This window comes from Caulobacter segnis, assembly GCF_029543125.1.
GTDB classification, from domain to species: Bacteria; Pseudomonadota; Alphaproteobacteria; order Caulobacterales; family Caulobacteraceae; genus Caulobacter; species Caulobacter segnis_D.
The window spans coordinates 209,073-222,018 of record NZ_JARQWW010000005.1; the positions used below are offsets into that span (position 1 = coordinate 209,073).

General features: G+C 68.4%; 9 protein-coding genes. 1 reads left to right on the forward strand and 8 read right to left on the reverse strand.

Annotated features, from left to right (window positions below; translation table 11 throughout):
- The 3 genes from P7B02_RS15940 to P7B02_RS15950 are packed head-to-tail and all read right to left on the reverse strand — an operon-like array spanning position 1 to position 5,023.
- Positions 1–1,500, reverse strand: a complete 1,500-nt coding sequence (locus P7B02_RS15940; protein WP_277787337.1) for a hypothetical protein — start codon at positions 1,498–1,500, stop codon at positions 1–3.
- Positions 1,497–3,524, reverse strand: a complete 2,028-nt coding sequence (locus tag P7B02_RS15945) for an amidohydrolase family protein (RefSeq protein WP_277787338.1) — start codon at positions 3,522–3,524, stop codon at positions 1,497–1,499. The genes P7B02_RS15940 and P7B02_RS15945 overlap by 4 nt, the downstream gene beginning before the upstream one ends.
- Positions 3,524–5,023 (reverse strand): S10 family serine carboxypeptidase-like protein, encoded by a 1,500-nt coding sequence (locus tag P7B02_RS15950; protein WP_277787339.1) that lies wholly within the window; start codon positions 5,021–5,023, stop codon positions 3,524–3,526. The genes P7B02_RS15945 and P7B02_RS15950 overlap by 1 nt, the downstream gene beginning before the upstream one ends.
- A 235-nt stretch (positions 5,024–5,258) precedes the next feature.
- On the opposite strand from P7B02_RS15950, the gene P7B02_RS15955 reads away from it, so the two are divergent.
- Entirely contained in the window at positions 5,259–6,743 is a 1,485-nt protein-coding gene (locus P7B02_RS15955) for a S10 family peptidase (RefSeq protein ID WP_277787340.1), read from the forward strand.
- 22 nt (positions 6,744–6,765) lie between these two features.
- Here P7B02_RS15955 and P7B02_RS15960 read toward each other — a convergent pair whose 3' ends face one another.
- Genes P7B02_RS15960 through P7B02_RS15980 form a run of 5 tightly spaced genes read right to left on the reverse strand, consistent with a single transcriptional unit; the run spans position 6,766 to position 12,889 of the window.
- Complete coding sequence (locus P7B02_RS15960) at positions 6,766–8,247, reverse strand: S10 family serine carboxypeptidase-like protein (RefSeq protein ID WP_277787341.1); 1,482 nt, start codon at positions 8,245–8,247, stop codon at positions 6,766–6,768.
- Positions 8,248–8,270: 23 nt separating this feature from the next.
- On the reverse strand, positions 8,271–9,569 hold the full coding sequence (locus P7B02_RS15965) for an amidohydrolase family protein (RefSeq protein WP_277787342.1): 1,299 nt from the start codon (positions 9,567–9,569) through the stop codon (positions 8,271–8,273).
- Positions 9,566–10,981 carry an amidohydrolase family protein gene (locus P7B02_RS15970; protein ID WP_277787343.1) on the reverse strand — a complete coding sequence of 472 codons (1,416 nt, stop codon included), beginning with the start codon at positions 10,979–10,981 and terminating at the stop codon, positions 9,566–9,568. Before P7B02_RS15970 ends, P7B02_RS15965 begins: the two co-directional genes overlap by 4 nt.
- Position 10,982: 1 nt before the next feature.
- Positions 10,983–11,930: an ornithine cyclodeaminase family protein gene (locus tag P7B02_RS15975; protein ID WP_277787344.1), complete on the reverse strand. Its 948-nt coding sequence runs from the start codon at positions 11,928–11,930 to the stop codon at positions 10,983–10,985.
- Complete coding sequence (locus P7B02_RS15980) at positions 11,930–12,889, reverse strand: ornithine cyclodeaminase family protein (protein ID WP_277787345.1); 960 nt, start codon at positions 12,887–12,889, stop codon at positions 11,930–11,932. The genes P7B02_RS15975 and P7B02_RS15980 overlap by 1 nt, the downstream gene beginning before the upstream one ends.
- Positions 12,890–12,946 lie beyond the last annotated feature (57 nt).

The window sequence follows — 12,946 nt, forward strand, 5'->3', positions numbered from 1 at the left end:
TCACCAGGCCTTGCAGGCGGCATCAGAGACACCGGGTTTGCGGATGAAGGCGTAGCCCTCCAGCGTCTCGCCGGCCTGGGTGTAGGTCTTCGGCGTCAGGCTGAAGCAGGGACCGAAGGCGTTAGAGTTCGGCTTGAACAAAACACCCTCCAGAATGCGCTCTTCGAATTCCTTGTCGGCGCCGGGGCCGATCTCTCGGACCACGAAGGCTTTCCAGGCGGCGTGATCGAACCGCTGCCCGGCTTCGCGCGCTTTGAATAGGGGTTGCAGCGCGTCCTCCAGCCGGCGCTTGCCGCCAGACTTGGCGCGGATGCGGGCGTCCAGGTCGGCGAAGTACAGCGCGCCACGATTATAGGGCACGTGGCGGATGTGCTCGTCGCCGAAGCCGGCCTTGGCGATCTTCTCGGCCGACCAGGTGCGTGCGGCGACCCCGTAATAGCCCTCGGCGATCTGGTTCAATTCATCCGCATAGTCGGCGATGGACCTGAAGCCGCCGCGCTTGGGCACCACGGCGGTCAGATACGTGTTGAGACCCTCGCTGAACCAACTGGAGACCCCCTGTGGCGCTTCGACGCCGCCGGTCCACTGGTGCATCATCTCGTGCGCCAGGGTCTGGCGCGGGCCGCTCGCCTTCGGGTCGCGCGGGGCGGAAGCCTGGGACAGCATGAAGGAGTTCGGCAGCGCCGTGCCCCCGCCCACCGGCGGCGTGTCGAGAAAGCGCATGAACACCCGATATGGCGGAGGCGGCTGCAGGTAGCGCAGGTCTTTGGCGATGTAGGTGTAGAGCTTCGCCGCCCAGGCGGACTCCGCCGCCGGATCGAAGGGCGACGTGCCGAGCCAGGCGGCGCTGAAGCCGTGGTCCTGCCCCTTGGCCGGGTAACGGCCCACCGGACCGGCGATGTACCAGGACTGCATCAGCCGCGACGGCGGTCCCTTCACCTCGGCCGCGCCCTCGCCGAAGGAGGCGATGCCGGTCGAACCGGCGGGCATGTCGCTGAGGTCCCAGCGGACCTTGGAGACGCCGCCGCGGATGTGGGTAGGGATCACCAGGAAGCCCGAACCCGCGCCGCTGACGCCGCCGCCGGACGGACGGATGCCGAAGGGCGGCCCCTGGCGCGAACCCACCGGCTGAACCAACGAGCGGTAGCTGATGCTCACCGGATAGCTGACCTCGCGGCCCGCCTTCCAATGACGGAAGTAGGGAAAGCCGCCGGGCGCCGCCGGATCGTCGGACGAAGTCAGCGGCACCTGCCCCTGTGCGTCGGTGACAATCAGGTCCTCCACGCGGTCAGCGATGCCGGGGACGCCGGCATAGACCACCGGCGCCGACAGGCTGAAGGCCCCTGCCCCGGGCGCGTCGCTCAGGGTCGAGCGGACCTCGATCGCCGTGACCTCGCCGTCCTTGCGGACCGGCTTGAAGACAGCCTCGAAAGTCTGAGCCTCGGCGGCGGCGGAAAGCGCGGCCAGACTCGCGCCCAGCAGGATCGCGTTTCGGATCATTTGGCTTCACCGGCGGCGGGCGTCACCGGCGGCGGCGGCGCGAACGGCTTGATGCTGAAGTGTTGGTAGATCTCGGACGGGTAGTAGGCGACGCCGCCGACCATGGTCATGCGTACGTTGCGGATGTTCGAGATGTCCTTAGTCGGATCACCCGACACCAGCAGGAAGTCGGCTAGTTTACCCCGCTCGATCGAACCGAGCTGCTGGTCCCGGCCGAAGTAGGTCTCGCTGTCCAGGGTGGCGAGGCGCAGGGCCTTGGCCGCTGGGATGCCCGCCTTCACATAGAGCTCCAGCTCACGATGCAGGGTGAAGCCCGTGCCGTCGTCGGTGCCCGGCAGAAGCTGGACGCCCTTGTCGTCGAGCAGCTTCAGCACCTCCAGCACCCGCTCGAAACCGCCTTGGTAGCGCTCATCGTCGTGCGGGTGGGCAAGGGTGACGAACCCGCGCTTGCGGTAGCGCTGGTAACCGATCGGCACGTGGTCGAGATACGGCGCGTCGCCAGCGTTCACCTGGCCGGCGCGGCTGAGCATCAGGCGCTCCAGGATCACGGCCGTGGTGTCGAGCGCGACGCCCTTCTGCTGCATCAGCGCCACGGTGGCCTGCACCTTGGGCGACTTCAGGTCGAGATCGGTCCCCCGCGCCATGCCGGTCAGGCGCAGCGGCGTGCGGGTGTCCTCTTCCGGCGACAGGATCCAGCCGAGCATGAGCTGGTTCACGTGGGCGATATCGTTGTATCCGTCCTTGATCACCCGGTCGGGCGAGGAGAAGGCCGGCACGTGGCCGCTGACGCCCATGCCCAGGCGATGCGCCTCGGCGGCGACGGGCGCGACCCAATCGGGGTTGAAGCTGTTGTAGATCTTGATCTGCCAATAGCCGTGGTCGGCGTACCAGCGGACGTCGTTCAACGCGTCCTCAAGGCTGTCGGCGATGAAGCCGTTGCGCGCCGAATAGGGGCTGCGGCCTTCCAGGAAACCGTTGCGGACGATGCGCGGCCCTGCGATCTCGCCCGCCTCCAGCATCTTGATGCGGGCCAGCAGCTCGTCGTTGTCATTGCCCTGGTCGCGGATGGAGGTGACGCCCGCCGCGAGGTTGAACAGGTTCGACGACAGCGACGCGTGATGGTGCATGTCGTGCAGGCCGGGGACCAGAACCCCGCCCTGGGCGTCGATGATCGTCTCGCCCTTGATCGCGGGACCTGTGCGGGCCGCCTCGATGCTGACGACGCGGTCCTCGTAGATCACCACCTCCGACAACTCGCCGACCTTCATGGCCTTGGGGTCGAAGATGCGGGCGTTCTTGATCCGGACCGGGCCGGTGAACTTGTGAGCCAGCTTGGCGCTGGCGGCCTTGGCGCTCTGTAGGGCGAGCTCCTGGCTCATCTTCTGCAGGACCTTGAACTCTTCCTCGTAGCCTTCGCGGACAAGGCCCCCGAGCGAGAACAGCTCGCCCTTGTCGTCCAGCACGACGATGCCGGGCTGAAGGTCGAGACCGCTGAGCTCGTAGACCGTGAGCTTCACGGCCTTGGCGCCCTCGCCCAGGGTCAGCTTGCGCAGTTCATCCAGGCGCGCCGTGCCGGACGGCAAAACCGGAAGCGTCCGGTTCGGGGCCTTCAGCAGCGCCCGGGCGAACTGGCCGTCCATCCACGGGCTGGCGTCGGCTGGCGCGTAGAAGATCGGCTGAGCCGCCTTGACCGTCCCCTGATCGGGCGCGCTGACCCACTTGGCGGTCCCCGCGCTCCAGTCGAAGGTCTCGTTAACCGGATTGCCGAACAGGGAGGAGCCCTCGATCGTCCACTTCACCGGACGGCCGTCCGGTGACAGGGTGATGTTCTCCTTGGCCTTGGGGCCGCGGCCGTTGTTGCTGACGGCGTAGTCGATGGACACGTTCGTCCCGTCCACCTCTGCGGTCAGATGGCCGACCTTCTCGCCGTTGGCGATCACCACATAGCGTTCCGTGGCGGCGAAGGCCTGGCCCGCGAGGGCGAGAACGGCGACGCCGGCGAGTGCGATGGAACGGAAGGTCATCAGTGGTCCCCCTGCGGCCGAACAAACTTGCGCACGGCCTCGGCCAGGGCTGCGCGATTACCTTCTTCCGTGAAGACCGAATGGCCGCCCGGAAACTGAGCCGCGGTCAGGCGGTCGGCGGGCACGCCGGCCTGATCCAGGGCGTAGCGCCCGCGATAGGCGGGCGTGGTGATGTCGTAGAGGCCCGAGGCCCAGAACAGCCGCAGCTTCGGATCAGCCTGCATGGCCTGGCCGAGGAAGACATTGGCGTCGCCCATGCCCTCATGGTTCCAGGCGGCGTTCACCTCGAGGTTCAGCGAGTTGTAGGTCTCGGGGCTCTCGAAGCCGAGGGTCTTGCGGAAGTAGATCTCCACCGCCGTGGACTCGCCTTTGCCCACAGGCACGGCGATGTCGGGGCGGACCAGCTTGGGCGCGGGCGGCGCCTTCTCCAGCGAGAAGGACAGGCCCGGATCGTCATAGGGCGGACGCTGCGCCGGGGCGTCGAGGCGGCGCGTGGCGCGGCCGTCCAGCTGGCCGGTGCGCAGCCCCTGATCCTTCAGCAGCTCGAACATGAAGTCGCGGTTCGACAGCCGCAGATCCTTGGACAGGATGTAGTCGGCGGGCAGGCCGATCATCGCCGACATCTTCGCGGCGACCTTGCGCTTCTCGTCGGCGGGCAGGCTGGAGCCCTGGATCAGCGCGGCCACATAGTCGGTGCGCGCATAGCGGACCGCTTCGTCGTAGGTCTGCTCGACCGAGCGTCCACCACGGTCGATGCGCTGGTGCCACCACGCCACCGTGGCGAAGCTGGGCAGGCTGGTGACGAAAGGCATCTCTCGCCCCTCGCTCGCGCCCACCAGAGCGAACAGCAGCACCCCGTCCAGCTTGAGCGCCGCCGCGTCCTTGGCGATCAGGGCCGCCCGCGTGGTGCCATAGCTCTGGCCCAGGATATAGCGCGGCGAAGCCTCGCGGCCGTGGGCCTTCAGCCACTGCTCGATCACATAGCGGACCGAGGCCGCGTCGCCCGTGCGGCTCCAGAAGGCCTTGCCGTCTTCCGGCGTGAAGGGGCGGCTGTAGCCGGTGCCGATGGGGTCGATGAAGACCAAGTCCGTGGCGTCGAGCGGGCTGACCGGATTATCGATCAGCGTCTGCTCGGCCCCCTCGCCCACCCGTCGCTTCGGTCCGAAGGCGCCGAAGTGCAGCGGGGTCGTCGAAGCCCCAGGCCCGCCGTTGAAGATGAACATCACCGGCCGCGCGGCGCCCTTAACATCCGTGCGGATGTAGGAGGTGGTGACGATGGAGCCCTTGGCCGCGCCCGAAGCGCTCGGGACGAAGGTCTCGGCGACCACCGCCCGATAGGCCACCTTCTGATCGTTGAAGCGGCCCGTATGTCGCGTCTCCGCCGACAAAGGGCGACGCTCGGCCGAGGCGGCCGGCGAAGTCTGCGAGACCTGCGCATGAAGGGGTCCGGCAGAGCCCAAAAGCAGCAGAGCGGCGAGAACGGCGGGTCGTAGCACCATCTGAAATTCCCCCGATCCGTGAGTGAACACGGAGTCTGCATCATCCTACCCGTAGGCCTCGGCATTTCTATTCGAAGTACGATCGTCGCCGGGTGGATGTGACAAATTCAATGCAGAAACGAGGCGTCGGCGCGCATAGCCTATGCCGACGCCCCTCAGCCAAACCTGCCATTCGAAAAGAAAATCCGTCGCGCCTTGGCTAGGCTGATTGTGAAGCGATGAAATGGGGGACGGGATGACTTCGATCACCAAGCGTCAATGGCTGGCGGGCGCGGCTTCGGTCGTGGGACTGACGGCGGCGAGCGGAGCTTTCGCGCAATCTAGCGCAGAGGCCGGCGGCCCCTTCGTCACCCGGCACAGCGGCGTCTTCAACGGCCGCAAGCTCAACTACACGGCCACGGTCGGCGCGACGATCCTGCACGACGCCGCCGGAACGCCGACCGCGCGGTTCGTCAGCACGTCCTATGTTCGCGACAAGGTCGATGCCGCGCGCCCTGTCATCTTCGCCTTCAACGGCGGCCCGAGCAGTTCCTCCCAGACCCTGCACATGATGGCCCTGGGCCCGAAGCGTCCGCCGGTGGCGCAGGACCCGCGCACGCCTGAGCCGACGCCGAGCCTGATCGACAACACCTACAGCGTCCTCGACGCCGCCGACATCGTCATGGTCGACCCGGCCGAGACGGGCTTCAGCCGCGTCCTGCCCGGCGGCAAGCGGGAGTACTTCTATTCCGTCGAGGGCGACTCCCAATCGGTGTCGGACTTCGTGACCGCCTGGTGCAAGGCGAACGGCCGCGAGGCCTCGCCGAAGTACGTGCTGGGTGAAAGCTACGGCACCCTGCGCGCCGCCTTCATGGCGGGACAACTGGCCAAGACCATGCCGCTGGACGGCGTGTTCATCTTCGGCCAGGCGGTGAACATGATCGAGACCAGCCAGCGGGCGAAGAACGCGGTCTCCTACGCCACCAACATCACCGCCCTCGCCGCCATCGCCGCCTATCACGGCAAGGCCGAGCGCAGCGACCGGCCGATGAACCAGATCATCGACGAGGCCTACGCCTTCGGCATGGACGAGTATCTGCAGGCCCTGGTTCGCGGAAACGACCTGCCGGCCGCCGAGCGTCAGGCCCTGGCCAAGAAGCTGCAGGCCATCACCGGGATCAGCGCAGAATACTATCTCGCCAACGGCCTGGTGATCACCAAGATGGCCTTCCAGCGTGAACTGCTGAAGGCCGACGGCCTGATGCTGGGCATGTACGACGCCCGCTATGTGGGCCCGCTGCCCAAGCCGGGCGAGCGCCTGCCCGACCCGTCGTTCAAGCCCATGGCGGCCATCGGCCCGATGATGCTGGAGCACTACGCCAAGAACCTGGGCGTGACCTGGCCGGCGTCCGACTACCGCTCCTCCGCCCCGCAGACGGGCGGCTGGACCTGGGCGCCGACGCTGGGCCCGGGCGGGCCGTTCTACGACTTCGACTATCCGTCGCAGATCACCACGGCCTTCGAGGCCAATCCGAAGTTCCGCCTGATGGTCGGGACCGGCATCTTCGACCTGACCACCACGGTCGGGCCGGCGCGCTATCTGGTGACCCAGAGCGACTATCCGCGCGACCGGGTCATCCAGCGTCAGTACGTGGGCGGCCACATGGCCTACACCAACGAGCCGACCTTGAAGGCCTTCAACGACGACGTGCGCACCTTCGTCACCGGCGGGCGGTTCTGAACCACCCGCCGACGCGCGGCGCTCAGCCGAGGGCCGCGCGGTAGAAGGCGCGAAGATCGTCCGTCGCCTGGCTGCGGCTGGCGGCGTCCGAGAACACCGCGTGTCCCGCCCGATAGACCCGGTGCGTGAACCGCCCCTTGGGCAGGTCGGCGGCCAGATACTCCTCCAGCGGCCCCGCATAGGGTATCGTCAGGTCGTAGTAGCCGAGCATCAGGGTCACCTTCAGGCCCGGATCACCCGCCATCAGATCCTTGAACATCAGCGGCATGGCCACCGGCCCACGCGCCACCTTGTGGTTCCACTGCTCGTTGGCCGGATAGGACAGGCGGATGTAGCCGCTGGCCGGGCGATAGCCGAACTCGTTCCGGAACAGCCCCTCCACCGCCTTGGTCAGGTCGTACTTCAGCGTGTAGGGCGAGGTGGACGGATCGTCATAGGGCGCCTTGCGCGTATCCGTGATGCTGCGCGGCGCCTTGGCCCGCGCGTCGGAGCCGCCGATGCGCTCCCCGGTGTCGGACAGCAGCTCGCGGACGAAACGATCGCCAGGAACTTTCAACCCGCCCGCCTGAACCGCCTCGACGGAAAAGCCCGTGAAAGCGGCCACTTGCGCGGCGATCTTCGAGGCTTCGGCTGGCGGCAGAGCGGCGCCCTTGGCCAGGGCTTCGGCATAGGGACCAGACGCGAAGCGATGTGCGTCGCCGGCCACCGCCTCGACGGTGCGGTCGCCGTAAGCGCCCTTCTTATGGAACCATGCGGCGGCCGCTTGGCTGGGCAAGGCGCGTACGGCCGGGTCGGCCGGCCCCGCCAGCGGCGCGCGGCCCCGCGTCGATGTGGAAGGCGAGACCAGCACCACGCCGTTCATCTTGATCGGCTGCGCGCCCTGCGCCAGCAGCTCGGTGACAAAGCCGACGCGCACGCCGGCATAGCTCTCGCCCACCAGGAACTTCGGAGAGGCCGTGCGGCCGTTTTCGGCGAGCCAGGTCCGGATGAAGGCGGCGACGGCACGCGCGTCCTCCTCCACGCCCCAGAACTCGCGCTCGGACCCTGGCGTCAGGAAGCGGCTGTAGCCGACGCCCGGCGGGTCCACGAACACCAGGTCGCTCTGGTCCAGCAGGCTGTGCGGGTTATCGACAAAGGCGAAACCGTCGGCGCTGTCGGCGTTGACCGTGATGCGCGGTCCCAGGCCCTCGCGCAGGGCGATGGTGGCGCCGCCGGGGCCGCCGTTGAACAGGAAGGTCACCGGCCGCTTGGCCGGGTCCGCCCCCTCCTCCAGATAAGCCGCCGAGAAGATGGTCGTGCCCGGCGCGCCGACGGCGTTGGGCAGCGCGATCTCCGACGCCACGCCCCGATAGGCGATGGAGCGTCCCCGGATCTTGACCGTCCCGCGCATGGTGGCGGGGACCGGAACGCCGGCCGCCTGAGCCGCCGCCGGCGAAAGGCTTCCGGCGCCGAGCCAGAAGATCGAGGCGGCGGCGCCGAACGCCCTTCGCGTGGGTCGGGACATGGCGGTCTCCTTGTCTGGAACGGTCAGGACTCGGGCGCGGCCTTGGCCGGACGCACCGCGTCGATGTAGCGGTCGCGAAGCTGGCGGCTGCGCGAGGTCATGGGTTGCTCGACGCCGCCGATCAGCACCCTGCGGGCCACCGTGGTGGTCTCCAGCGGATCACCGCTCCACAGCACGAGGTCGGCGTCCTTGCCTGGCGCGATGGAGCCTTTCGCCCCGTCGAAGCCGAAGATGCGCGCCGGATTGACGGTGATCGCCGCCAAGGCGGCCTCCCACGGCAGGCCGTAGGGCACCGTGCGGCCGGCCAGATAGCGCGGCGTGCGGATCAGGAAGACGATCCGAGCGATGCCTGGCTTGAAGGCGACCAGTACGCCCGCCTGATTGAGGATCGCGGCGTTGCGATAGGTGGCGTTCAGGCTGTCGAAGGTGAAGGCCTGGTTGTCCTCGGCGTCGAGGATCACCGGAACCTTGGCCGCGGCGATCTCCTTCGCCAACAGCCACGCCTCGGCCCCGCCCGAGATGACGATGCGGATGTTCTCCTCGCGCGCCGTCGCCAGGGCGAGACGGATGTCAGAGGCGCGGTTCGCCTCGACGACCAGCGGCTGGCGGCGGTCCACGATCGGCGCCAGGGCCTCCATGTCGGCGCGGGACAGCGACAGGGCCTCCAGCTTGCCCTCGTCCACACGGCCTGCGCGGTAGTCGCGGGCCAGGGCCAGGGATTGCTTGATCAGGCCGCGCCAGGCCCCTCGCCCGCCTCCGGCGGTCGAGGTCGAACCTTCACCCAGCGCCGTCAGTACAGCCACGTGCGGAGCCACCAGATAGTCGCCGCTGTCGGAAAGCTGGATCACCCCCAGCTGACCACCGAACACCTTGCGCGGCGCGCCTGCCGCCGCCGAAGCGGGAGTGGGCGCGAGCACGGCGGCGGTGACGCCTTCCACTCGCGCCTCGGGAATCTGCGGCGAGTTCGGATCAACGTCATAGGCCACGTCGAACCCGGCGCTCAGGCGAGGATCGGTGGAGCCGCGGCCGGGCCATCCGCTGCCGATGGTGTCATTTAGGCCGAGCGGCGAGATGGTCGCCACCAGACCAGGCGTCAGGGTCTGTCCCGCCGCGTCGATCACACGGGCGTCAGACGGGATGCGGACGGATGCCCCGACGTCGACGATCTTGCCGTCCCGCACGAGAACGGCGCCGCGCGGCAGGTCCCCGGCCGCGCCGAGGCTGACGACACGGGCGTTGACGATGGCCAGGGTTTCGGCGGCCGCAGGTGATGCGGCGGCCAGGACCAGCAGAGCGGCGAGGATGGACTTGCGGCGGATCATTTCGACGCCTCCGGACGCTTCTGAAGTCCCAGTTCGAAATCGGAGCGCGGCTGCGACGGCGGCTTGCTCCGGTCGTGCATGACCGCACCATCGACGAGCACGAGATCGGGCAGGCTGTAGACGCTGAACGGATCGGCGCTCCACACCACCACGTCAGCGTCCTTGCCCACCTCCAGCGAGCCGGAGCGCGCTTCGATGCCCAGGATTTTCGCCGGGTTGAGGGTCAGCCAGCGGATGGCGTCCTCGTAGGTCACGTTCAGACCCGCCTCGCGCGCGGCGGTCATGGCCCGCGACGCCTCCTGATTGAGGTGCTGCATGATCATGACGTTGTCGGAGTGCATGGCGACCACGCCGCCCGCGGCCTCGAGGATGCCCGCGTTCTCCATGATGGAGTCGTAGGCCTCCATCTTGTAGCCGGACCAGTCGCCGGCCCAGGTGGCGACCGGGATGCCTTCACGCGCCAGGACCGGCGCGATCTTGAAGGCCTCCAGCGCGTGGTGGAAGGCGGCGATCTTGAAGCCGAACTCATGCGACAGATCGATCATCTGCAGCATCTCGTCGGCGCGGTAGCAGTGGATCTGGACCTTGACCTGGCCTTCCAGCGCGGCGGCCACGGTCTCCAGGGCCAAGTCGCGGCGCGGCGCCTGGGCGGGCTGGTCGGCCGCGACCTTGCGGCGATACTCGCGAACCTGATCGGCATAGGCGGCTGCAGCGGCGAAGGTGGTGCGATAGCCGAGCATGCCGCCCGCGCGGGTGCCGGGCTTGCCGGGACCGCCGCCCGTGGGGTTCTCGCCGCAGGCGATCTTCAGGCCATAGGGCGCGCCCGGCATCTTCATGCCCTGCGGCGAAAGCGCTGGGGTGGTCTTCAGGGTCACGGTGCGGCCGTTGAACAGGTTGGCCGATCCGGGAAGGATCATGGTGGTGGTGACGCCCGCCGCCAGAGCCCGCTCGAACATCGGGTCCTGCGGCCAGACGGCGTGCTCGACCCAGATGCCGGCGGCGTTGGGACCGGACTCGTTGGAGCCGTCGCCATTGGCCTCGCCCGGGCTGGAGCCGACACCGATGTGCGAGTGCGGATCGATGATGCCCGGGGTCACCCAGCGCCCCTTGGCGTCGATGACCTGCACGCCCGCGGGGACCGCCACATCGCGACCCACGGCCGCCACCTTGCCGTCACGAAGCAGCAGCACGCCGTTGTCGATGCGCGGGCCGGCTGCGGTCAGGATGGTCGCGTTGATGATCGCCGTCGGCACGGACGGCGCCGGACGGTAGGTGGACGGAAACGCATCGACGCCGAAGCTGGGATCGAGACCCGCGCGCGGCGCTGAAGGCTGGGCCAGCGCCCCGCCCGCACATCCGGCAAGCACCGCGCCCGCCAGCAAGGCGGCCCGCCGCCATCGACGCATGGTCATCCTACGCAACTCCTTGGGTGTAGAGCGCCTGGGCGGCGGCGAGGTCCTGCACGACATGGCCCAGCGACTTGTAGACGGTGATCTGATCCGGCGACTGGCGGCCTTCAAGGTCGCCTGCCAGAACCTGGCCGATCTCGCCGACTAAATGATCATCGGTCACGAGGCCCGCCGCCTTGGCGAGCAGGAATTCCGCCCCCTGGGCCAGAACGCCCTCGCGGCTGTCGGCGATGAAGCGGGAGCCGACGACCACATCGTGATCCGCCTCGGTCGGCCCGGCATAGCTGGAGCCTACGAGATTGACGTGCGTCCCCGGCGCCAGCCACGCGCCCCGCAGTATCGGCTCACGCGCGGCGCTGACGGTGCAGATGATCTCCGCGTTCTCGACCGCGGCCTGAGATGAAGACGCGGCCGCAACCTCAATCCCAAGCTCGGTTTTCAGCTTGTCAGCCAGGCTGGCGGCGCGCTCGGTCGAGCGGCCCCAGACGGTGATGGACGACAGGGCCCGCACCTTGCTGATCGCCCGCGCGTGGGTCAGCGCCTGTTCGCCATAGCCGAGGATGGCGAGGCGCGAAGCGTCGGGCCTCGCCAGGGTGTCGGTGGCCACCGCGCTGGCGGCGGCGGTGCGGATGGCGGTGATCTCGCCGGCATGGGCGACGCAGACCGGCGCGCCGCTTTCGCCATCAAACAGGACCACGACGCCCTGATGGGATTGGAGGCCCTTCTCGAAGTTCTCGGGGAATACGCTGACCAGCTTGGCGCCAAACACCGCCCGCTCGCCGAGCGCGCCGGGCATGATGCCGAACATGCGCCCTGCCCCGAGCGGAAGGATCGAGCGCAGCAGTTGCCGCGTCTCGCCCCTGGAGAAGGCGATCATCGCGTCCCGGACCAGCGGGATGCAGACTTCATAGGTCAGGCGGCGAGCGACTTCCTCACGGTCGATGACACGCATCAGGCGGCCCTCCCGTTCAGCCAGGCGACGCAGGCGATGTCCTGCACCGCATGACCCAGCGACTTGTAGACAGTGACTTGCTCGTCCCCCGTTCGGCCGGGGATTTCGCCAGACAGTATCTGGCCGATCTCGGCGGCGATGTGGTCGTCGCCGACCAGACCCGCCGCCTTGGCGCGCAGGAACTCTCCCCCGTGAACCAGGACGTGCTCGCGGTGATCGACCACATAACGGCTGCGCGCGACGAGGGCGCCGTCCGTCTCGGCCTGGGCGGGGCCGCTGGAGCCCACGAGGTTCACATGTGCGCCCGGCGACACCCAGCCGCCCAGCAGGATTGGCTCGGCGGCCGCCGTCACGGTGCAGATGATGTCCGCCCCCTCGACCGCCCGTCGGGCGTCGCAGACGGCCATGCAAGCGACGCCGGTCAGACGAGTCATGCGCGCTGCGAACTCCGTGGTTCGGCCGGCTTCACGCCCCCACACCACAACGCTTTCGAGATCGCGCACCAGGGCGATGGCTTGAATATGGGTTTCGGCCTGACGTCCCATGCCCAGAACCGCCAGACGCCGCGCATCGGGCCGCGCCAGGGCGTCGGTGGCGACCGCGCTGGCGGCGGCTGTGCGGATAGCGGTGACCTCGCCGGCGTCGGCCAGGCAGACAGGCGCGCCGTCAGCGCCGTCGAAAAGGACAACGAGGCCCTCATGAGCCTTGCGGCCCCGACCATCGTTGAAAACGCTGACAAGCTTGGCGCCGAACGCCCCGGGGCTTTCGAAGGCGGCCGGCATGATGGCGAAGGTGCGCCCAGGGCCCAGGCCGATGAAGGACCGCAACTCTTGGCGGACGCGGCCGGTGGACAGGGCGATCATTGCCTCGCGCACCAGGGGCATCGCCGCCTCATAGGTCAGGGCCGACCGCACCGCGGCGACATCCAGAACCCGAAGGCCGGCGATGGTCGCATCCATCTTGAACTTATCCCTTAATCAACCAGACGGACGGCGCGCCCTTTGACGCGCCGTCGC

Excerpts from the sequence above, each read along its gene's own strand:
- P7B02_RS15940 (WP_277787337.1), bottom strand. The coding sequence starts at position 1,500 with ATGATCCGAAACGCGATCCTGCTGGGCGCGAGTCTGGCCGCGCTTTCC.
- P7B02_RS15945 (WP_277787338.1), bottom strand. The coding sequence starts at position 3,524 with ATGACCTTCCGTTCCATCGCACTCGCCGGCGTCGCCGTTCTCGCCCTC.
- P7B02_RS15950 (WP_277787339.1), bottom strand. The coding sequence starts at position 5,023 with ATGGTGCTACGACCCGCCGTTCTCGCCGCTCTGCTGCTTTTGGGCTCT.
- P7B02_RS15955 (WP_277787340.1), top strand. The coding sequence starts at position 5,259 with ATGACTTCGATCACCAAGCGTCAATGGCTGGCGGGCGCGGCTTCGGTC.
- P7B02_RS15960 (WP_277787341.1), bottom strand. The coding sequence starts at position 8,247 with ATGTCCCGACCCACGCGAAGGGCGTTCGGCGCCGCCGCCTCGATCTTC.
- P7B02_RS15965 (WP_277787342.1), bottom strand. The coding sequence starts at position 9,569 with ATGATCCGCCGCAAGTCCATCCTCGCCGCTCTGCTGGTCCTGGCCGCC.
- P7B02_RS15970 (WP_277787343.1), bottom strand. The coding sequence starts at position 10,981 with ATGACCATGCGTCGATGGCGGCGGGCCGCCTTGCTGGCGGGCGCGGTG.
- P7B02_RS15975 (WP_277787344.1), bottom strand. The coding sequence starts at position 11,930 with ATGCGTGTCATCGACCGTGAGGAAGTCGCTCGCCGCCTGACCTATGAA.
- P7B02_RS15980 (WP_277787345.1), bottom strand. The coding sequence starts at position 12,889 with ATGGATGCGACCATCGCCGGCCTTCGGGTTCTGGATGTCGCCGCGGTG.